Origin of the sequence: Vibrio methylphosphonaticus, from assembly GCF_023634655.1 — a bacterium.
Taxonomy (GTDB): domain Bacteria; phylum Pseudomonadota; class Gammaproteobacteria; order Enterobacterales; family Vibrionaceae; genus Vibrio; species Vibrio methylphosphonaticus.
Map to the genome: position 1 here is coordinate 125,708 of NZ_JAMKMS010000014.1, position 19,205 is coordinate 144,912.

General features: G+C 42.1%; 20 protein-coding genes. 16 read left to right on the forward strand and 4 right to left on the reverse strand.

What is annotated here, in order from left to right; all coding sequences use genetic code 11:
- Positions 1 to 80 precede the first annotated feature (80 nt).
- Both modB and modC read left to right on the forward strand, forming a co-directional pair.
- Positions 81 to 773 (forward strand): molybdate ABC transporter permease subunit, encoded by a 693-nt coding sequence (gene modB, locus M9196_RS16505; RefSeq protein ID WP_250618616.1) that lies wholly within the window; start codon positions 81 to 83, stop codon positions 771 to 773.
- Entirely contained in the window at positions 770 to 1,882 is a 1,113-nt protein-coding gene (modC, locus tag M9196_RS16510; protein ID WP_284677202.1) for a molybdenum ABC transporter ATP-binding protein ModC, read from the forward strand. Before modB ends, modC begins: the two co-directional genes overlap by 4 nt.
- Positions 1,883 to 1,976: 94 nt before the next feature.
- Here modC and M9196_RS16515 read toward each other — a convergent pair whose 3' ends face one another.
- Entirely contained in the window at positions 1,977 to 2,414 is a 438-nt protein-coding gene (locus M9196_RS16515; protein ID WP_250618617.1) for a DUF3069 domain-containing protein, read from the reverse strand.
- A 214-nt stretch (positions 2,415 to 2,628) separates the two neighbouring features.
- Here M9196_RS16515 and M9196_RS16520 point away from each other — a divergent pair, with 214 nt between their 5' ends.
- Both M9196_RS16520 and M9196_RS16525 read left to right on the forward strand, forming a co-directional pair.
- Positions 2,629 to 3,612 (forward strand): GGDEF domain-containing response regulator, encoded by a 984-nt coding sequence (locus M9196_RS16520; protein ID WP_250618618.1) that lies wholly within the window; start codon positions 2,629 to 2,631, stop codon positions 3,610 to 3,612.
- A gap of 195 nt (positions 3,613 to 3,807) precedes the next feature.
- Entirely contained in the window at positions 3,808 to 4,782 is a 975-nt protein-coding gene (locus M9196_RS16525) for a Solitary outer membrane autotransporter beta-barrel domain (RefSeq protein WP_250618619.1), read from the forward strand.
- A gap of 133 nt (positions 4,783 to 4,915) precedes the next feature.
- On the opposite strand, the gene M9196_RS16530 is transcribed toward M9196_RS16525, so the two are convergent.
- Positions 4,916 to 6,154: a GGDEF domain-containing protein gene (locus M9196_RS16530; RefSeq protein WP_250618620.1), complete on the reverse strand. Its 1,239-nt coding sequence runs from the start codon at positions 6,152 to 6,154 to the stop codon at positions 4,916 to 4,918.
- A gap of 387 nt (positions 6,155 to 6,541) precedes the next feature.
- On the opposite strand from M9196_RS16530, the gene M9196_RS16535 reads away from it, so the two are divergent.
- From M9196_RS16535 to M9196_RS16590, 12 genes are all read left to right on the forward strand, one after another.
- Complete coding sequence (locus tag M9196_RS16535) at positions 6,542 to 6,817, forward strand: HlyU family transcriptional regulator (RefSeq protein ID WP_250618621.1); 276 nt, start codon at positions 6,542 to 6,544, stop codon at positions 6,815 to 6,817.
- A 321-nt stretch (positions 6,818 to 7,138) separates the two neighbouring features.
- Positions 7,139 to 8,677 carry a Re/Si-specific NAD(P)(+) transhydrogenase subunit alpha gene (gene pntA / locus M9196_RS16540; protein WP_250618622.1) on the forward strand — a complete coding sequence of 513 codons (1,539 nt, stop codon included), beginning with the start codon at positions 7,139 to 7,141 and terminating at the stop codon, positions 8,675 to 8,677.
- Between the two features lie 8 nt (positions 8,678 to 8,685).
- Positions 8,686 to 10,080 carry a Re/Si-specific NAD(P)(+) transhydrogenase subunit beta gene (pntB, locus tag M9196_RS16545; protein ID WP_250618623.1) on the forward strand — a complete coding sequence of 465 codons (1,395 nt, stop codon included), beginning with the start codon at positions 8,686 to 8,688 and terminating at the stop codon, positions 10,078 to 10,080.
- A gap of 164 nt (positions 10,081 to 10,244) precedes the next feature.
- Positions 10,245 to 11,699 carry a sensor histidine kinase VxrA gene (gene vxrA, locus M9196_RS16550; protein WP_406707694.1) on the forward strand — a complete coding sequence of 485 codons (1,455 nt, stop codon included), beginning with the start codon at positions 10,245 to 10,247 and terminating at the stop codon, positions 11,697 to 11,699.
- Positions 11,674 to 12,333 carry a response regulator transcription factor VxrB gene (gene vxrB / locus M9196_RS16555; RefSeq protein WP_250618624.1) on the forward strand — a complete coding sequence of 220 codons (660 nt, stop codon included), beginning with the start codon at positions 11,674 to 11,676 and terminating at the stop codon, positions 12,331 to 12,333. Before vxrA ends, vxrB begins: the two co-directional genes overlap by 26 nt.
- Positions 12,333 to 13,211: a DUF2861 family protein gene (locus M9196_RS16560; RefSeq protein ID WP_250618625.1), complete on the forward strand. Its 879-nt coding sequence runs from the start codon at positions 12,333 to 12,335 to the stop codon at positions 13,209 to 13,211. The genes vxrB and M9196_RS16560 overlap by 1 nt, the downstream gene beginning before the upstream one ends.
- Positions 13,212 to 13,297: 86 nt before the next feature.
- Positions 13,298 to 14,431: a conjugal transfer protein TraF gene (locus M9196_RS16565; protein WP_250618626.1), complete on the forward strand. Its 1,134-nt coding sequence runs from the start codon at positions 13,298 to 13,300 to the stop codon at positions 14,429 to 14,431.
- A 65-nt stretch (positions 14,432 to 14,496) separates the two neighbouring features.
- Entirely contained in the window at positions 14,497 to 14,649 is a 153-nt protein-coding gene (locus M9196_RS16570; RefSeq protein WP_250618627.1) for a YoaH family protein, read from the forward strand.
- 466 nt (positions 14,650 to 15,115) lie between these two features.
- Positions 15,116 to 15,679 carry a hypothetical protein gene (locus M9196_RS16575; protein WP_250618628.1) on the forward strand — a complete coding sequence of 188 codons (564 nt, stop codon included), beginning with the start codon at positions 15,116 to 15,118 and terminating at the stop codon, positions 15,677 to 15,679.
- A gap of 369 nt (positions 15,680 to 16,048) precedes the next feature.
- Positions 16,049 to 16,276 carry a regulator gene (locus M9196_RS16580; protein WP_250618629.1) on the forward strand — a complete coding sequence of 76 codons (228 nt, stop codon included), beginning with the start codon at positions 16,049 to 16,051 and terminating at the stop codon, positions 16,274 to 16,276.
- 136 nt (positions 16,277 to 16,412) lie between these two features.
- Entirely contained in the window at positions 16,413 to 16,721 is a 309-nt protein-coding gene (locus M9196_RS16585) for a regulator (RefSeq protein WP_319946358.1), read from the forward strand.
- A gap of 464 nt (positions 16,722 to 17,185) precedes the next feature.
- The gene (locus M9196_RS16590; RefSeq protein ID WP_250618630.1) at positions 17,186 to 17,887 is read left to right on the forward strand and encodes a VV20781 family protein; all 702 of its coding nucleotides are present in this window, start codon (positions 17,186 to 17,188) and stop codon (positions 17,885 to 17,887) included.
- Positions 17,888 to 18,394: 507 nt separating this feature from the next.
- Here M9196_RS16590 and M9196_RS16595 read toward each other — a convergent pair.
- Together M9196_RS16595 and M9196_RS16600 are read right to left on the reverse strand one after the other, a co-directional pair.
- Positions 18,395 to 18,550, reverse strand: coding sequence for a choline/carnitine O-acyltransferase (locus tag M9196_RS16595; RefSeq protein ID WP_319946361.1), 156 nt, complete (start codon positions 18,548 to 18,550; stop codon positions 18,395 to 18,397).
- Positions 18,487 to 18,861, reverse strand: a complete 375-nt coding sequence (locus M9196_RS16600; RefSeq protein ID WP_250618631.1) for a DUF3653 domain-containing protein — start codon at positions 18,859 to 18,861, stop codon at positions 18,487 to 18,489. The genes M9196_RS16595 and M9196_RS16600 overlap by 64 nt, the downstream gene beginning before the upstream one ends.
- Between the last annotated feature and the right edge of the window lie 344 nt (positions 18,862 to 19,205).

Below are 19,205 nucleotides of genomic sequence, written 5' to 3' on the forward strand. Positions count from 1 at the left end.
GCATCGAAGAGGTCAAGATATTGCGAACAAATAGGACGATTGATATGGGTAAGCTCGTAGATGGTAATAGTGAATAAACGATGTTAAGTGAATATGAACTTCAAGCGCTTTGGTTGAGTCTGAAAGTCGCGAGTGTTGCCATCATATGGTTAATTCCTATTGGTATCTTTTTGGCTTGGATATTGAGTAAAAAAACGTTTGTTGGCAAAAGCTTGCTTGATAGTTTAATTCACCTGCCACTTGTGTTACCTCCCGTTGTCGTAGGATATTTATTGCTTATCTCCATGGGACGCCAAGGATTTTTGGGGCAGCTTTTATTCCAATGGTTTGGTATTAGCTTTAGCTTTAGCTGGAAGGGCGCAGTATTAGCCTGCATAGTTGTGGCGTTGCCATTAATGGTGCGTTCGATTCGGTTATCTATGGATAGTATTGATCATAAGTTAGAACAGGCCGCTCGTACTCTGGGGGCATCGCCATTTCGAGTGTTTTATACCATCACTTTGCCTCTGATTATTCCAGGAGTCATCAGTGGCACTATGCTCGCTTTTGCCCGCAGTTTAGGTGAGTTTGGAGCGACGATCAGTTTTGTGTCGAACATCCCTGGCGAAACACAAACCATCCCTTTAGCTATGTATAATTTCTTGGAAACCCCCGGCGCGGAATCTGCGGCAATGAGGTTATGCGTTATTTCTATTGTAATTTCTCTTGCATCATTATGGTTTGCTGAAGGGCTTAACCGTTGGACTCAAAGACGACTAGGGGTAGAGCGTTGAAGACAATTCAGATTGATGTTCGCAAGCAACTTTCAGCACATCAGTTTCATTTCCAAACTGAGCTTCCTGCAAAAGGTATTTCCGCTGTTTTTGGGCGATCTGGAGCGGGGAAGACCACGTTTATTAATCTGCTTTGCGGATTAACTCCCCCTGACAGCGGCAATATCACCGTTCAGAACACGGTCCTATTTTGTTCTAAACAACAGGTGGATATTCCAATTGAAAAACGAAAGATCGGTTACGTATTTCAAGATGCTCGCCTCTTTCCTCATATGAAAGTAAGACGCAACTTATGTTACGGTGTCACTAACTTTGAGCAAGCACATTTTGATGAGGTGCTCTCGCTGTTATCTATCGGTGAATTGCTAGAGCGGTATCCATCAGAATTATCTGGAGGGGAAAAGCAACGTGTGGCTATTGGTAGGGCTTTATTGAGTAAACCGGACTTATTGTTGATGGATGAACCCTTAGCGTCATTGGATTTACCACGCAAGCGCGAAGTGATGCCTTATCTTGAACGGCTATCGAACAGCATTGATATTCCGATCATTTATGTTACCCATAGTTTGAATGAAATACTTCGACTGGCTCAGCATCTCATCGTGATTGAGCAAGGCGAAATTGTTGAGTCTGGGTCAATTGAAAAAGTATGGCGTTCACCGTCAATGCAGGCATGGCAATCTTTTTCTGATAAAAGTGCTTTATTTAAAGGCAAGATTATTGAACAAAGCCAATGTTATGCGTTGACTAAGATAGCGCTTAATTCACACAGCTATTTGTGGGTGCAACATACTGATGGTGAAATAGGTGAGTTGGTTCGGCTACGCGTGAGAGCCAGTGATGTATCCATTGCACTTGAGCGGCCTACCAAGACATCGATACGTAATATCCTCGCCTGTGATATTAAATCTATTAGTATGGGGGCGCATGGCAGTTCGACACAAAGTGTTGAAGTTGTATTGGGCTTAGGAGAGGATTCCGAACTTGTAGCTGTAGTGACTCACTGGGCGGCTGAAGAGTTAGAGTTAATGGTTGGACAGCGCGTATACGCTCAAATAAAGGGAGTGAGTGTCGCTCAGCGTGACGTGGCACTAGACCCACATCTTTAATTTAAATTAGGGATAAAAAAGGCACTAATTGCTAGTGCCTGATCACGTTGTTGTTCGTTGACTAAGAGTTCAATACTCTTTCTTCAAGTAACACTTATTTTTCGAAGACTTCTTTGAATTCACGCTTCAAAATAGGGTCACGACGTGCTTTTTTGATTTGTTTAACCATATCTTTGATACAGTTATGCAGAACTTTATCAATTAGGTTAGCACGGTAGTCTTCTTTTTCTTCGTCGCTCATGTCCTTTGGAAGATCCATTGATGCGAACTCTTCCATAGTGTTTACACCTGCAAACCCTTGGCTCACAGAGATTAGACCATGGAACTGTTCGAAGTTATCAAGAATGTTCTGAGCACTTCCTGGTAGCGAGTCCCATGCCTCACGAACCGCTTCTTCTGTCACTTCATGGATTGATACAATCATGTTGTGCAGCGCTTCTGGTACTTCATCAAACTCGATGACTTTGCGCAATTCAGGTGAGATGGTGGTTAGATCTACGGTTGTTGTTTCGGTGTTTTGAGTATCAGACATACGGCTATCTCTTCTGAAAAATGTTCGCCTATCCTAAAAAAGGCAGGATAAAAGTCAATAATAAACTGTGTCGCAAAAAAAATCCTCGTTTTAATGCGAATTTCCAAACTCGCCAGCTAAATCATATGGAAAGTATGGGCTTAAATGAATATTGTTCTATTATGTGTTATATCTTATGTATAGTTAGAAAGTTTAGTTTTTTACAGGGATAACTATGATCTCGATAGACTCTTCAATGAGAATTCTCTTGGTTGACGATGCGCAATTGGAGCGTATGCAGCTGCAGATTAGGTTAAAACAGTTAGGGCATGAAGTCGAAACAGCAGCAAGTGGCAAAGAAGCACTCGCGTTATATCCCAATTTTGACCCTGAACTTGTGCTGTTGGATATCTCCATGCCAGAAATGGATGGGTTTGAAGTTGCAGCCAAGATACGGGAAAGTTACCTAGAAGACTGGATTCCTATCATTTTCTTAAGTAGTCACGATGAGCCTGAGATGATTGCAAAAGCGATTCAGGCGGGTGGTGATGACTACCTCGTCAAACCTGTAGACAAAATCGTGTTGCAATCTAAGCTGATTGCGATGCAAAGAATTGCCCATATGCGTCGCGAGCTTAAACAGGCAAGTGCTCAGCTTGAGGAAGCCAACAAGGCACTCCAACATCAAGCAAACGAAGATGGTTTGACGAAGCTCTTTAACCGTCGGTACATGGACCAAAAGCTACTTGATTTGGTACAGTGGCATGGGCGCCACCAGGTGCCGTTATCTGTTATTTTGATGGATGTCGATCACTTTAAAGCGTACAACGACAATTATGGTCATACACAAGGTGATCAGTGCCTAATTGACCTCGCTCAATTTCTCGATGTTATGTTTATTCGAAGTGGTGAATACGTTGGACGCTACGGTGGAGAAGAGTTTGTCATCTTCATGAGTAACTGTGATCTTTTGGAAGCAGAAGCGCATGCGTTGAGAGTAAAAGAGGGCGTTAGTGCTTTGAATATTCGTCATGCTTATTCTTCTACCGCTGAACATGTGACATTGTCACTTGGTGTCATTAGCTTGGTTCCTCAAGGTACCGAATCAATAACTTACTTGTATGAAAGCGCTGACAAGCTCTTGTATGAAGCGAAACGTAGTGGTAGGAATAGGTATGCTTTGCCTATCGAGCGAGACTTAACGCCTTCTATCACTTAAAATCTTTGCTCCAGAATAAGGAGCGCCATCGCGTGCGTTTTTTACCGCAATATCTCACTGTTTAAGGTTTTGATTGTTGTAATAGTTCAGCTTGTGATGGTTATAATATTGAATTGAGTACAGATTTAATTATCTGACCATACGTTATCGCTGACTTCGATAGTCAGCAACTTATTTACACTCTAAGAGGTTTGAGTGCGCAATTTCCCTTCATTTTTACCATGGTTAGCCTTATGTTTTGCCTGCACTCAGACTCACGCCGACCCACGTTATGCGAGCATATTTGAAGACAGCTTTGCGGGAGCGATTATTCTTACAGATAGTGATGCGTTAACGCTCGGTGTTAAAGCTTTTGACCCCAATGACTGGCTTAATATCAATAACGACAATATTGGTTCTCAGGATGCCCTTGATCTAAGAAAGAATATTGGTGTCTCCGCATTGCCGTTTACCTTCGAACTCGAAGGTAACGATATAATGAAGCAGCGAGCAGTCCTAAGGTTTTCAGCCCTTCGTGCGGAAGGGGATGTTGTTGATATCCCAAACCAACCGACTGATCTGCATAAAGAAACAATATATGGGGTGTTTACTGGCTACGAACAAAATATCCACTTTGCGAAACATTGGAGTTTTGAAACCGGGATAGGCATGCATTTGCAATATTACGTTAGTGATTACGATTTTAACTCTAGCGTGTCTCAAGAAAACCTTCAGCCACTCATCGATGGACAATTAGTTAATACCGACGCTTGGGCGGCTACAATACAACCTAAAGTTGGGTTTGTGTATTCAGCGCCAAGAACTTGGGGGCACGTTAAGTATAACTCGACCTTTAACTATTTTTCTGGCGTAGGTTGGGGAAATGCAAATAACGGAGATGTTGGTACTCCAGAAGGTTGGTATTGGTCTAATGAAGCGAAGTTTTTCTATGACGTAACCGATTGGGGGCGTTCTGTTCAAACCCTCTATTCAAGCGTTAGACGTGTTGATGTAGGTGGTGATACCGTGGGTCCAATAGGTGCACAGTATTATTATGAAGGTACGGTTGGATGGCTAATGACGCCGCCTTTTGATATTCAATTCGTCGATAACATCGGAATAGGGTTGAGTATCAATTATGGTAGTGCGCTAAAAGGTGGAAGTTTGGTGTTGTTCTTTAATCAAGACTAACTTGATTCTTGATGGTAGATCCCAGTGACCCCAGGAATGAGAGATTAGCTTGTGAGCGTGGTTGACCGTTCATACTCAATCACTTTCTCTCAGTTGTTCTCATGGGGTTGGTTGTAAAAATGTTTTGGTATGGCTATATCATGGTATGAACGCGGTTTCTTCCAAGCTCTTTTGCTTTGTACAAAGCTTTGTCTGCTGTTTTAAGCACTTGCTCCGGTTTATTGGTGTTTTTGCTATCTGAAACACCAATACTAACGGTAATGCTTACCGTTGAACTGTCATTTTCTTTACTGCGACGCTGAGCCCCCGCTTTATTGTTTTTTGGACGCTGATCATTGTCTCGAATAACCATTTTATAGTGCTCAATTTCGTTTCTAAGCTCTTCTAAGAAAGACTTACTTTCTTTGGCGGTCTTTCCTTTGAAAAGAATCGTGAACTCTTCTCCACCGTAGCGGTAGACTTTGGCGTTTCCGCCAGTATTCGCCATTCTTGAGGCGACCAGCTTAAGGACGTCATCGCCAGTTTCATGTCCATAAGTGTCGTTGAACTTTTTAAAATGATCGACATCAAGCATCGCAATAGTGAATTTTCGCCCTAAGTGCTTCATATCCATTTCGAGCGCTCGACGACCTGGAATATTGGTTAATCTATCGTTAAATGCCATTTGGTGGCTTGCTGAAATTACGTAGATGATGACCAAAATACCTGCAAGTGAAAATAAGGTACTTGAGACGTAAGGCAGATGGAAAAAAATGAATGTAGTACTGCTAAGTAAAATGCAGGTATAAACAACAGCGTCAACGGGGCGATTATAGTTAAGAACAAAAATGCCTGTCGCGCCTGTCATTGCGATGCAATACAGAATTAAGAGAATGGGCAGTCGCGATATAGAGGGTACCGAAAAAAGAAGGTCCTCTTCGAAGCCACTAAACCCACCTGTGTAAAAGTGAGCCAAAATAAGGTACGTCCAACCTAAGAAGCTGACCATTATGCCAGTGAAAATATACATTCCACGGTTAAAAACGCCGGTATCAGGGAAAAGAAACGCAAGGCAACATGATACGGGTAGCAGCAGCGCCAGAAGCGATAGCTCGAGTAAGGTGGTGCCACTAGAAATTGAAGTTTGTAAACGGTGTTGAATGACTAAGTACGCAATAAGCATGGCGATTGAAACCATAGCAATGCGAGATTGTTTGAAGCTGTGGCTTAAAGCGAGGGCTGTACCAAAAAGAATATATGGAAGATTGATCGTGAACCCAGAGTTAGCTTGCGTAGCTTCAATTATGTGGTTCATTCCAAACAGTACGCCGATAATCAATACGACAGGAATAAACAGTCTGAACAAGTTTGAACTAGCAAAGGATGTCGACATTAACGGTACGGCTCAAAGACTTATTAATAAATATAGTTATGATAAGTAGCATACGGTAATTTGATGTTTTGCCAAGCGTTTTGTTAATGATAGTTCCGAAAGTATGGCGTTTAACGTGGATTGATGATAACACATGCATATTACTTAGCTAGCTGGCATTAATATGACGAGTAATCGCATCTTATAACAGTAACGTGGTTGACCAACCCATTAATACTAGACACCATTAGGCTAACGTCGCGAGACTTTTGAGACTGTGACTAGGTTAAGGCATCGGGTTTCAGTATCATTAATACTACTTTATTAGGTTTTGTTTACATAGTTCCAACGCAGCGTCAGTTTTGTATTCGAACTGAACGTAGTTTGGACAAAGAAGAAGGGAATAAAATGGGATTTTTTTCAAAGCTATTTGGTGGCAAAAGCCAAGACGAAGTTAAAACCGTTGAGCCGGTTGAGTACAAGGGTTTTTTGGTTTACCAAGAAGCGCTCGCAGAGGGTGGGCAATATCGAGTTGCGGGTAGAATAACCAAGCAATTCGGCGATGAAGAAAAGACCCACCGATTCATCCGTTCTGACGTATTAGGTAACGAAGGGGATGCTAATGAATTGATGCTAAAAAAAGCACAAATGTTCATTGACCAAATGGGTGACAACATCTTTTAACATGCAATGGTTGTCATTTGTTCTTCTGGAAAGACCAGTTTGAGTTTCTTTAATTAATTGATGTTGGTCATCTGCTTACAGGTAAAATTGTCATAACATGACCTATCTACCTGATCTTTTCCTGTAAAAGCTTAAAATCAAACAGGTATGACCTCTAAAGCTCATAACAAATGTAGTTTTTTTACTGAAAAAGATTGTTTAATTTTCCTTACTTTCAGTTATATGTAATGAAATATAGTCTTTTTCTTACAAAACACTTGATGTTATGCAGTTGGTTGGTTAAAAAAGAATAATCATTGTGCCAATAGTTAAGGAACAGCTATGCAAATTGGTGTGCCAAAAGAAACCCTCGCAGGTGAAACGCGAGTTGCTGCAACACCTAAATCGGTCGAGCAGCTTTTAAAGTTGGGATTTGACGTCTCAATAGAATCACAAGCAGGTTCGCTCGCGAGCTTTGACGATACCGCTTATGTCGCCGCAGGCGCAAATATAGTCACAACCGAAGAGGTTTGGAACTCAGAGCTTATCTTTAAAGTTAATGCGCCAACAGATGAAGAAATTGCATTACTCAACGATGGGGCAAGTCTAATCAGTTTTGTGTGGCCTGCACAAAACCCTGAGTTGATGGAAAAACTATCGAGTAAGAACATCAATGTTATGGCTATGGACGCGGTTCCTCGAATTTCCCGCGCACAAGCACTTGATGCATTAAGCTCAATGGCAAATATTGCTGGTTATCGTGCTGTTGTTGAAGCTGCTCATGAATTTGGTCGATTCTTTACGGGCCAAATCACTGCTGCAGGTAAAGTTCCACCGGCAAAAGTACTTGTTGCTGGTGCTGGTGTTGCCGGACTTGCTGCGATCGGTGCTGCTGGTAGCTTGGGCGCCATTGTTCGATCTTTCGATGTTCGACCTGAAGTAAAAGAGCAAGTTGAATCGATGGGTGCTGAGTTTCTTGAAGTCGATTTCAAAGAAAACTCTGGTTCTGGTGACGGCTATGCCAAAGAAATGTCGGATGAGTTCAACAAGAAAGCGGCTGAGCTTTATGCTGAGCAAGCTAAAGATGTTGACATTATCATTACTACCGCCCTCATTCCCGGCCGTCCTGCGCCAACATTGATAACTAAAGAAATGGTTGATTCAATGAAAGCAGGAAGTGTCATTGTTGATCTAGCTGCGGCTAATGGCGGTAACTGTGAATACAGTGTCGCAGATCAAGTGGTGACAACACCAAATGGCGTGAAAGTCATTGGTTATACTGACATGGTTGGCCGTCTACCTACACAGTCTTCTCAACTTTATGCGACAAACATAGTCAACCTAACCAAATTGCTGAGCAAGGAAAAAGATGGCAACATCGATATTGATTTTGACGATGTTGTGTTGCGTGGTGTAACAGTTGTTAAAGAGGGCGAAGTCACTTGGCCTGCGCCACCAATCCAGGTTTCTGCTCAGCCAGCAGCACCTAAAGCGGCGCCAGTTAAACCAGCAGAAAAAGTCGAAGAACCGACGTCCCCAGTTAAAAAGTTCGCCGGTCTAGCGGTTGGCCTTGGCGCGTTTGCTTGGGTTGCATCGGTTGCTCCCGCTGCGTTTTTGTCTCACTTTACGGTATTTATTCTCGCGTGTGTCGTTGGGTATTACGTGGTTTGGAACGTTTCACATGCATTACATACACCGTTAATGTCTGTAACCAATGCTATTTCCGGCATCATTGTAGTGGGTGCATTGTTACAGATTGGACAAGGTAATGGAGCCGTAACTGTGCTCGCGTTTATCGCTGTTCTCATTGCAAGCATTAACATATTTGGTGGCTTCACTGTTACCAAACGTATGCTTGAAATGTTCCGTAAAGACAAATAGGAGGCGACATGTCTGCAGGATTAGTACAGGCCGCTTATATTGTCGCGGCATTATTTTTTATCATGAGTTTAGCCGGTCTTTCGAAGCAAGAATCTGCTCGCTCAGGTAACTACTACGGCATAACGGGGATGACTATCGCACTGATTGCGACGATCTTTAGCCCTGACGCTCAAGGGTTTGCTTGGGTGATCATCGCAATGGCAATTGGTGGCGCAATTGGTATTTTCTACGCTAAGAAAGTAGAAATGACGGAAATGCCAGAATTGGTGGCGATTCTTCATAGCTTTGTTGGCCTTGCGGCGGTTTTAGTTGGCTACAACAGCTATTTAGAGCCCCCGGTAGCGATTTCAACCGATTTGGCTGAAATGCACGCTGAACATGTGATTCACTTAGTTGAAGTCTTCTTAGGCGTGTTTATTGGTGCCGTAACGTTTACCGGCTCTATTGTTGCTTTTTGTAAGTTACGTGGAGTGATTTCTTCGTCCCCGCTAAATATTCCTCACAAGCATAAATGGAACTTGGCAGCGATTGTCGTCTCAACGCTGCTTTTGGTCTATTTCGTAAAAGCAGACGGCAGTATGTTTGCACTTCTTGTTATGACGTTGATAGCGTTTGCATTTGGTTATCACCTAGTGGCTTCCATCGGTGGTGCCGATATGCCCGTAGTCGTTTCAATGCTGAATTCATATTCTGGTTGGGCAGCAGCAGCGGCAGGTTTCATGCTTGCTAATGATCTACTGATTGTTACTGGTGCCTTAGTGGGTTCTTCTGGTGCGATTCTGTCTTACATTATGTGTAAAGCGATGAACCGTTCGTTTATTAGTGTTATTGCCGGTGGCTTTGGTCAAACGGTGGTTATTTCTGATGATCAAGAGCAAGGTGAACACCGCGAAACAACGGCAGAAGACGTTGCTGAAATGCTTAAAGACAGCAAATCAGTCATCATCACTCCAGGGTATGGTATGGCAGTGGCTCAAGCTCAGTATCCTGTTCATGAAATTACTGAGAAGCTTCGTGCTCAAGGGATCGATGTGCGTTTTGGCATTCACCCTGTAGCGGGCCGTCTTCCTGGACACATGAATGTTCTACTTGCTGAAGCGAAAGTTCCGTACGATATTGTTCTCGAAATGGACGAGCTAAACGACGACTTCCCTGAAACTGACACGGTATTGGTTATTGGAGCGAATGACACGGTAAACCCTGCGGCGCTAGAAGATCCAAATAGCCCAATTGCTGGAATGCCAGTACTTGAAGTTTGGAATGCGAAGAACGTAATTGTGTTCAAACGCTCAATGAATACTGGTTATGCTGGTGTTCAAAACCCACTTTTCTTTAAAGAAAACACATCAATGCTATTTGGTGATGCTAAAGAAAGTGTTGACGCGATTTCAAAAGCACTTTGATAAAGAGTGATTATCGAGAAAGCCAGCGAAAGCTGGCTTTTTTTTCGCCTATTTACACGATAAACACATTATTAACAGAATATTTGCGTGCACTTGGCGTGAATCTTGCCGATAATATGTAAAACTCTGTTGCAATCTCACCATGTAGAGACAAGATCAGCCCTTTGAAGAAATTAACTCAAACATTGTTGCTTGCGATCATTTTACCGCTTGCTAGTACTGCGAGCGCTGAGTCTTTGCCGGAACGCATTGATAATTTTGTCAGCTTTTTTGATTATGAGCATGCAAAAGCGTCATATGACATTCGCGTTATCCAAGCGGACTTTCCAACACAGTTGTTGACGCCAGTGTCTATGTTGCCACAAACAACAAAGTACCCATTGAAGTCAATCCAACAGCTGTACCGCTTGGCAGAACAGTGTAGTGGTAAATTGCCGTTAAGCCCATTGATTACAGAACCGCTGGTTTTTACTCGGGCGATGTGTAGTGGAAGAAAAATATCAACGAAATGGTTTGCTCGAAGCGGATTGATTCACCCTGGTGGGGGAACCTACGCAGCGAGGTATATTGCCGAGTACCCTGAGAAAGCGGAAGAGCTAAAAAAGTTCATGCATATTAATGAGCGAGAACTTTCACCTCCCGAATCTTTACTTGGAAGACTACAGGTAATGGATGAGCAAACCGTTATCTCACTAATCCGTGGCTCGTCGATGTTTGTAGAAAATGAAGAGTTGTGGTTGAGGCGAGGAGATATGTACTATCTTTTTGAGCCGAATGTTTGGAAAAAAAATATTAAAGAAGCAGGTCTCAACTACAAATTAGCCTCACAAACAACAACGTGTTTTGTACAACGTGGTAACTTGTGTTGGGAAGTGGAAGATCATTCCGATGTTCTTCGAATAAGCATGATTGTGTTGATCATCGCAAACATACTATTGGTTATCGGGTGGGCGATTTACCGCTGGAATAGCAAGCGCGAAGAATTAAGAAGTCGTATGCTTGTATTACAGATCCTAACTCATGAACTAAGAACCCCGATTGCAAGTTTGTCTTTGACAGTTGAAGGGTTTCGTCGTGAGTTTGAGAGACTACCTGAATCTGTTTATGATGAATTCAGAAGACTGTGTGAAGATACACGGCGATTACGGCAATTAGCGGAGGCGAGTAAAGATTATTTGCAGTCCGATAACAAACCACTTGCGACAGAATGGCTTCCATCGGTTCAAGATTGGTTAAGCTTCAAAGCGGAGGAGGAGTTTGAAGTTGACGTGAAACTGACTATTAATCAGGACATCGCAGCTAAAATCAATATATATTGGCTAGGTACATGTATCGATAACCTGTTACGCAATGCGATAAAGTACGGTGTTGGTCCGGTTACGTTGAATGTCATTACTTCTTCTAATTCGCTTAGAATTGAAGTCATTGATAATGGTCCATTGTCAGCAAGCGATTGGCGCGAACTGAGAAAACCATTTGTAAGTAAGGCTGGCCTTGGGTTGGGCCTTACGATTGTAGAATCTATGGTGGGTCGAATGGGTGGCAAAATGTCACTTGCCGGACCGCCTACAACATTTATTTTGGAGATACCCTGTGAAACAGACACTGCTACTTGTTGAAGATGACAAGAATCTAGCTGACGGCCTTTTAGTAAGCTTAGAGTTAGCCGGGTATAACTGCCTACATGCAGAACTTATCTCTCAAGTTGAACAATATTGGGAAGAAGCTGATCTAGTTATCCTAGACCGTCAGTTACCCGATGGTGATTCAGTACAACATTTACCTGGCTGGAAACAAATTAAAGATGTGCCCGTTATCCTTCTGACTGCACTGGTCACGGTCAAAGATAAGGTAACTGGCTTAGACGCTGGTGCTAATGACTATTTAACAAAACCATTTGCTGAAGCTGAATTATTTGCTCGTGTGCGTGCGCAGCTTCGCGCTCCAGAGTCAGATATCGAAGAAACAAATAAAGTGGTCACTGACAGTTTAGTAATCGATAAATCTACACGTGAAGTTGATTACAAGGGCGAGATGATTACACTGACTCGAACAGAATTTGATTTGCTTCTATTCTTAGCCAGCAATCTTGGTCGCGTATTTACTCGTGATGAATTGCTTGATCATGTATGGGGTTACAACCACTTTCCGACGACACGTACGGTGGATACTCACGTATTACAATTACGCCAAAAACTACCAGGGTTAGAAATTGAAACTCTACGTGGTGTTGGCTACAAAATGAAAGGCTAATGTCAAAAAACTCATTGCTTTTGGTTTGTTCACTACTCATGGCATCAACTCAGGTTGGTGCCGAGTGGTTTGAGAACAATACTTCAATTTCGCAAGCACATCGACATCTATTGACTAAAGATCAAGAGTCGATGTTTCAGTCTTTAGTGGAAATTTGGCAACAACAACCGTCGAAAACGATAAAAACTCACGTCAATCGTTTATTTCTTCAGTCACTCGAAGCCGATTGTGGTAAAGGGTACTCCTCACAACCACTACCGAATTGGCTTAGTTCGGTGTATGTCAAACAACAGTCGATTCAAAGCCCAGGCCGAGATACGTTCCAGGCAGCAATTGAACTCGAGTCAGAGATCGCGATATCTTCAATAACGTTAAAGAAGTGGGTAGATCGGAAGATTTCAAATGATCGCGAATTTTTTTCCAACGCCACTAGTGACACTGTCACCAAATCAACGCTTTATGGAATTCGTTATAATTTAACCTCACCAATTGATGTGGGGCTATATAGGCTAGAGGTTAAGAGAATTGACGGTGAGGTATGGAGCCAATGGCTTATTTTCACGGATCAAGCTTTAAAACAGACTGTCCGATGGTCCGCGAAAGACAAATGGCAAATAGAGAAAAACGCATTGCTCAATCCATACTGTCCTTTACCTAAACTCGAGGTTGGGCTTTATGATTATGTTGACGGAAAATATACCCAAATATGGGGACAGGAATATGAGTCTGACTACCCGTCAGAATTGGAAGCAAAGAATATTCCACCAGACAGGTATGTGTTAGCTGTTTCAATGAAGCAAACAAGATGGCAAGGTCCAATCCTATTCGAGCGTTCTCAGATTATAAGTAAGACGTTTGATGTCTCAGTTGATGATTAACATCAGAAAAACAACGTTTTAATCACTAAAGTAAATTCAATTGATGCCGTTAATACCTAGATAGAGGATTAACGGCATTTTTCGTAATGAACACTAGAATAAAAACGCTTACCGTGGTTTCAATTGTCTCGACTGCTTCAATGCTGCCGATGGCCACAACTCATGCTTCAACATTATCGATTGACGCTAGAGGCGACGCAATGGGAGGAGTCGGTGTTGTTTCAGCTTCTTATCTTACCGCACCATTCTACAATCCAGCGTTAGTTGCCATTTATCGACGTAACGATGACGCCGGTATGCTAGTTCCAAGTTTAGGCGTGAGTTACAACGATCAAGATCAAATGTTAGATAAGGTCGATAGTGCGATAAACTCGCCTTCAGCAGAAACCCTAAATGCGTTACATGGCACCCAGGCAAAAGTTGATTTTGGTGCGGCCGTTGCGTTCGGTATTCCAAACCGTTATCTAGCTGCAAATATATTTGGTAAAGCGTATGTCGAAAATGTTGCTACTCCCGATATTGCGACAGGCGGATCTGATATAGATAACGCAAACAAATCTGCAGTTAAAACTGCTTCTGTTGCGGTCACCGAAGTGGGTATCTCGTTAGCTAAGTATCAGACTCTATTTGGAGAGCACTTCTCTTTTGGCGTGACGCCAAAATTACAGCGCATTTATACCTACACGTCAGTGAGCTCCCTAAAGGATTTTAATCTCAACAACATTCGTGAAAACTCACAAGGTGAAACGGCATTAAACTTAGATGCTGGCGCGTTGTGGTTTCATGGTCCTTTTCGAGCGGGTTTCTCTGCAAAAAACATGTTGTCGAGAAATATTAAAACAGAATCAGGAGTGGTTGATATTGGTGGACGAAATGTTAGTTATGGATACGAATACCAATTAACGCCGCTTTATACTGTTGGTGCCGGGTTCGTCGCTGACTACTTTCAGTTATCTGTTGACTACGACTTAAATGAAGAAAAGAAATTCACTCAATTCGACGACAATGTGAAAATGTTACGTGCGGGTATTGAAGTTGATTTAGTTCGACAAATTCAACTAAGGGGAGGGTACATGAAAAACTTGGCTCGAGATTCAGAAGGGACCATCACCGCGGGTATTGGATTGAGTCCTTTGAACATCTTTGAGATCGATATCGCAGCCAGTTATACATCCCCACAAGCAATGGGTGCAACAATAAACTTCATGACAACTTATTAACGCTTGCCTGAATGAGATTATCGTTTATAGTCCTCCTTTAAGACCCACTTCGTCAGGAGGACTTTATGTTTGACGATTTACCCACCTTATCTCATCAAGAGCAGCAAGCTGCCGTCGAGAAAATACAAGAACTCATGCAGCAAGGCGTTAGTACAGCTCAAGCGATAAAGATGGTCGCTGAACAGATACGAAAAGAAAAAGCAGAGTTACCAAAATAGTCAACATCAAACAGAATTACATTAAAGGCTCCCAATAGGGGGCCTTTTTTTTGCCTCTATACATACAACTCCGCGTTTGTATTACATAGAACTGATTCAAATAAAGATAAAGAACAACAGCTTACTGCAGAGTAATATGCTGAAGGAAGTTGTTGAGAATTGCGGTTTTGTAATTTAATTACAGGTTGCGCAGCCAGTTAAAATGAGAGTAGTGTATTATGCTGCCCTGGTGGTTGGGTAATATAACAACAGTAAGTGTTTACTCTAAACAAGATCGGGATACGAACATTAGCGCACTATAACTAATAGATATCGGTGGTATTTCAAACAGACGTAACGCTATATGAGCGTTGTGCCATACTAATATCAGGGCACGCTATCGAAGTACGAGTTGTCGTTTTTACTACTAGGCATTTACAGAGGTCCTATTAAGTTTCCATTACCGTCCTTATTAGCTCGACAGTTATTGCAGCAGTCTAAAAACCTAGTCACACCAACTCAACTGTGTTCTGCTTTGGCCGTTATCGACAAAACCTCTACGGCTATCGTACCGGTGACGAACTATAAACTTGATATTCCAGTCTGTGTATTTCCAAGGGCTATCTTTGAAGAGCACGTGAAATCCAACAAGACACTCGGTAGCAAAGACGGTGTTTTCTGGGTTACAGACCGTAGTACATTCGATAGTTTTGGAAAAAGTCTGACACACCTAAAAATAGAGCGCATTTTGGGTATGAACCCAGGTTACTACCCACGAGATCAGGACTTAGTTATGGTAGTCATCGATAACGCCGAAGAAGATGAGTTTCGGCTACCAAGTGATAGTGAAGGAGGAGCGAATGATAACTGGCGAGAAGGGGGCTATGCTGGTTGGCCACATACTTATATGTCGACTCCAGAGCGAGTTGCCAGTTCGAGAAACAGTACGTTAGCCGAAATTAGCTCGGCAATGATGTTAGTGCAAGGGATAGCAAATCCACTTGATGTAACTGGCTCGATTGATGACATATACAGTCGCTTTAAAAAGTAGTGACACTCACCGCTGAGTACTATTTAAATATACAGTGCATGGTGGTGGGTAATAATCCATATAAACCTAGTGTTATATTGAGCATCGTATTCCTGATGATATTTACGAATAGTGGTAGGTAAAATTCGGTTAGCGTGACACGGTAACACAGCGTTGATTTTAGTTCGTATAGGAATAGAACTTCAATTAGGACGATAGTATGAACAACTTATCTGATGTTACAGGGTGACTTTATCGCGCGATAGACGACACTTGAGTAGGTGAATCATATCCAGTGATCTTTGACTTAGCCGCAGGCGGAAATAAAAACCTACTAAAAGTACATTCTAGTTAACGATAAGCTGTTTAATGGGTCTTAAGCAAAAAGCTATGAGTAGTATCTTGAGCGCCAAGAGAGAACTTTCAGATGAAGCAAAGTGGGATGGCTTCTACATGGTAGGTGACCGTCTTTGCTTGCCTACAGGCCAATTAGTGCAACCTCAGCAAATCATATTGGCTATGGCGTTGCTGGAGTTAGGCGCACATCCTGATGTTCAAGTTAACAGCAAGATAGGGAGGATTGCGAGGAAGTTGAACGAACTGCGTTCTATACCTTAAAGACATAATCGAAATAGTGGGTGGTGAGTGCAGCTATCATTGCTAATTGCTAATATTGATCGTTGCATAAACTGACAGGTATCTAAAGTGACAGTGTCGCGTATGAATGTACTTTTCAATCAAGAAAGGTATAAAGATGAAATACTTAAGCGTTACAGACACCTACATTTTTAGACAAATAAAATGCGGAATCTCTCCTGAAATGACTGCGAAGCTATGCTTTAAAACCTTAAGGGATGTAAGAGAATGGGACAAAGGAGAACCGAAACCCGCTGAATGCAGACGGCTAATTAGGATGTATGCGCATCGAGAATTTGGAATAGGTGACTCGTGGGAAGGTTTTGAAATGGTCGGGGAAAAGTTGCACTTACCAACGGGACAGATGGTAAGTGCACAACAAATCTTAACTGGTATCGCGCTTATTGAAATAAAGCTCGGAGCTTGAAATTAGAACAACAACTAAGCTACTTAAATTGTTTAGAGCCATAAGTAGTGTCCGAAATACCTAGTTAACAATTTTTGCTGCTTTCTGGAATTTCAACATTATGCTCCCTAACTTGAAAAACGCCGATAGCTATGACATAGAAATTAAAAAGTCCGATGAAAGTATCACAAGCAAACATTACATTTATCTAAAGCCTTAATAGCAAAATTCCGTTCGGTGCCTTTTTCATAATTAAGGGAAAAATAGTCGTGTTAGTTAAATTAAACACCTTTTAAAAATCGGTGAGCACTAAAACATTTAAATTATTCTGAATGAAAAACGAACGGTTGGTTATTTTGTGACCGCATGCTGTATTATGATTGCGAGTACTACTTTAGAGTTACTCTAGTGGATGGGCCAAGTGATGGCGTCTTTTTCAGAGCCTCTGCCATTAATACACTTTCTCATAGGTAAGGATTAGCATTATGAATAAGATTATATTTTTGGGTTTGGTTGCTACTTTTGTGACAGGTTGTAATTCAACTATGGAAATGCCTCAGGACTTGGCATCTCAGCCTTCAATCCCAGTAACCACGGAAGGCGGTGTTTTAGCTTCGGGTTTTTATAAAGGCAACTTCAACATCGCAGATCTGTATACAGGGAGCTTTCATAGAAGTGCGGAGGGGACAAGTGTATTTGACGACACATATAAAAGCAAAACAGGAGGGCTTACGCTCACTATTAATAAAAAAGGAGCGACGGAACCTTGGTTACTGGAATGTAAAGGAAGCACATCGTTGACTTTAGGGGTCTTTGAATCGGGAAAGCCATATTCTTGTGTGATAAGTCAAAGCAACAAACAAATTGGCACATTTAGTCTCAACCCCCAAGAAAACACTTCGCTTGTATCTTTTAGCATGGTTGAGAAAGACACAGGTTACATAAGTATTAATGACAAACGTTTCAACATTGAAAGTGTTAATCGGATTGATGGTTCGATGATTGACTCAGAAAAGCCAGTTGGATTTATTATTAAAGACAACGCCAGAACCATCGCTGCAATCAATACAAATGGCGCCATGGCGATAACACTACAATCCAATTTGCCTGAGTTTGACAAAGATGTAGCGGCGATAGGCGCTTTAACTGCAGGATTTAGTTGGCGTCCTTCTAATAATGAAGATTGAATCTTCATGGAACGTACTTTGACGTAGGTGAGGGCGATTAACTCGTAGTTTTGGTAATTATTGACACGTTATTTTAGCGGTTTGGAACAGGATTATATTGTTCGGGTAAATGTAATTTCGAGCTCAATAAAGCACTACGAGTTCTACTGGCATACTGTTTTCACTGGCAGTAGGGTTGTTGGTATAAACGTGCAATACCATCCATGTCATTCCGGTAACCTACGCCTTTAAGAATCGAGCGTCTCCATCGTAATCTCGATGTCGGCTGTCCGCTCTATATGGTTCAAAAACATTGGGAAAAGAGGGGCGGTTACCATAATCGTTCGGTTTGTCAGATCACGCAAGGCGCCCACTATCAACACATTAGTGGGCGCCTTGCGTGATCTGATTAATAAAACGTACAGTACATCGAGCTAACGTTCGTTGTTTTATTGTTGTCCGGGTGACTACTAATCGCGGTTAGGGATTAGGCTCGATTTATAAAACACTGTGCCTTGAGCGATACTACTAGTGGCTCATTAATTCTGCCATGTCGACAAGTGATTGCTCTATATGGAATTTCATTGATTCCAAATTACTTTTCATCGCTGTGCGGCTTGTCATATTAAAGCTAATTGAATCCTCGCGAATGAAATATCGGATGCCATAACCATTGTCAACAATTGGTCCATAACCAGCTCAATCAATTGCTGATACTGCCCAAAAGACTCCAATTCCTTTGGACTAAATTCGCGTCCGGTGGGCGTAATCAACACAGCCCGAGATTCATCAACCCGAAAACCACGCCAACGCATGTCATTGGGCAAGTAGCCAAACGATTTCACGATAAGCAGCTTTTCAGCCATGGGCTTGATCGCAACAGTGCCATCAAGCCAGCGACGAACGGTGGCGACATTAACGTGAAAAAACTCAACGCCTTGATGAATGGATGAAAACTCACGCCAGTAAAGCGTTTTGAATGACTCATAAAACATGAAGTGCCTCGCAAATTTGAAGGGAGACGAAATTATTTTTTTCGCCCAATTTGCGGCTGTTAGAGGTGTAATTTGCCGAACGCTGCATAATGCGCAGCAGTGGTGGAAGCAAGCCATTCGGATTTTATGAGGGATTAACGCTGAGAAAAGAAATGCTTGTAGAGAGTTAGGTCTAAATATCAATAACTTACTGTAATGAATGAGACAGTTTTGAACGTGTGTGCCTAAATGTTAAATTTGGATTCTCCAATGCGCATTATGTATATTATGTTAAATCATAAGTTAGTGTAATGCTGTACACCACCCCATATCTATACTTCTTCCACTGTTTCGTTAAACATAAG

Bases quoted from the DNA above. Each gene is read 5' to 3' on its own strand.
- modB (WP_250618616.1), top strand. From the start codon at position 81: ATGTTAAGTGAATATGAACTTCAAGCGCTTTGGTTGAGTCTGAAAGTC.
- M9196_RS16515 (WP_250618617.1), bottom strand. From the start codon at position 2,414: ATGTCTGATACTCAAAACACCGAAACAACAACCGTAGATCTAACCACC.
- M9196_RS16520 (WP_250618618.1), top strand. From the start codon at position 2,629: ATGATCTCGATAGACTCTTCAATGAGAATTCTCTTGGTTGACGATGCG.
- M9196_RS16530 (WP_250618620.1), bottom strand. From the start codon at position 6,154: ATGTCGACATCCTTTGCTAGTTCAAACTTGTTCAGACTGTTTATTCCT.
- M9196_RS16535 (WP_250618621.1), top strand. From the start codon at position 6,542: ATGGGATTTTTTTCAAAGCTATTTGGTGGCAAAAGCCAAGACGAAGTT.
- pntA (WP_250618622.1), top strand. From the start codon at position 7,139: ATGCAAATTGGTGTGCCAAAAGAAACCCTCGCAGGTGAAACGCGAGTT.
- pntB (WP_250618623.1), top strand. From the start codon at position 8,686: ATGTCTGCAGGATTAGTACAGGCCGCTTATATTGTCGCGGCATTATTT.
- M9196_RS16560 (WP_250618625.1), top strand. From the start codon at position 12,333: ATGTCAAAAAACTCATTGCTTTTGGTTTGTTCACTACTCATGGCATCA.
- M9196_RS16565 (WP_250618626.1), top strand. From the start codon at position 13,298: ATGAACACTAGAATAAAAACGCTTACCGTGGTTTCAATTGTCTCGACT.
- M9196_RS16570 (WP_250618627.1), top strand. From the start codon at position 14,497: ATGTTTGACGATTTACCCACCTTATCTCATCAAGAGCAGCAAGCTGCC.
- M9196_RS16580 (WP_250618629.1), top strand. From the start codon at position 16,049: ATGAGTAGTATCTTGAGCGCCAAGAGAGAACTTTCAGATGAAGCAAAG.
- M9196_RS16585 (WP_319946358.1), top strand. From the start codon at position 16,413: ATGAAATACTTAAGCGTTACAGACACCTACATTTTTAGACAAATAAAA.
- M9196_RS16590 (WP_250618630.1), top strand. From the start codon at position 17,186: ATGAATAAGATTATATTTTTGGGTTTGGTTGCTACTTTTGTGACAGGT.
- M9196_RS16600 (WP_250618631.1), bottom strand. From the start codon at position 18,861: ATGTTTTATGAGTCATTCAAAACGCTTTACTGGCGTGAGTTTTCATCC.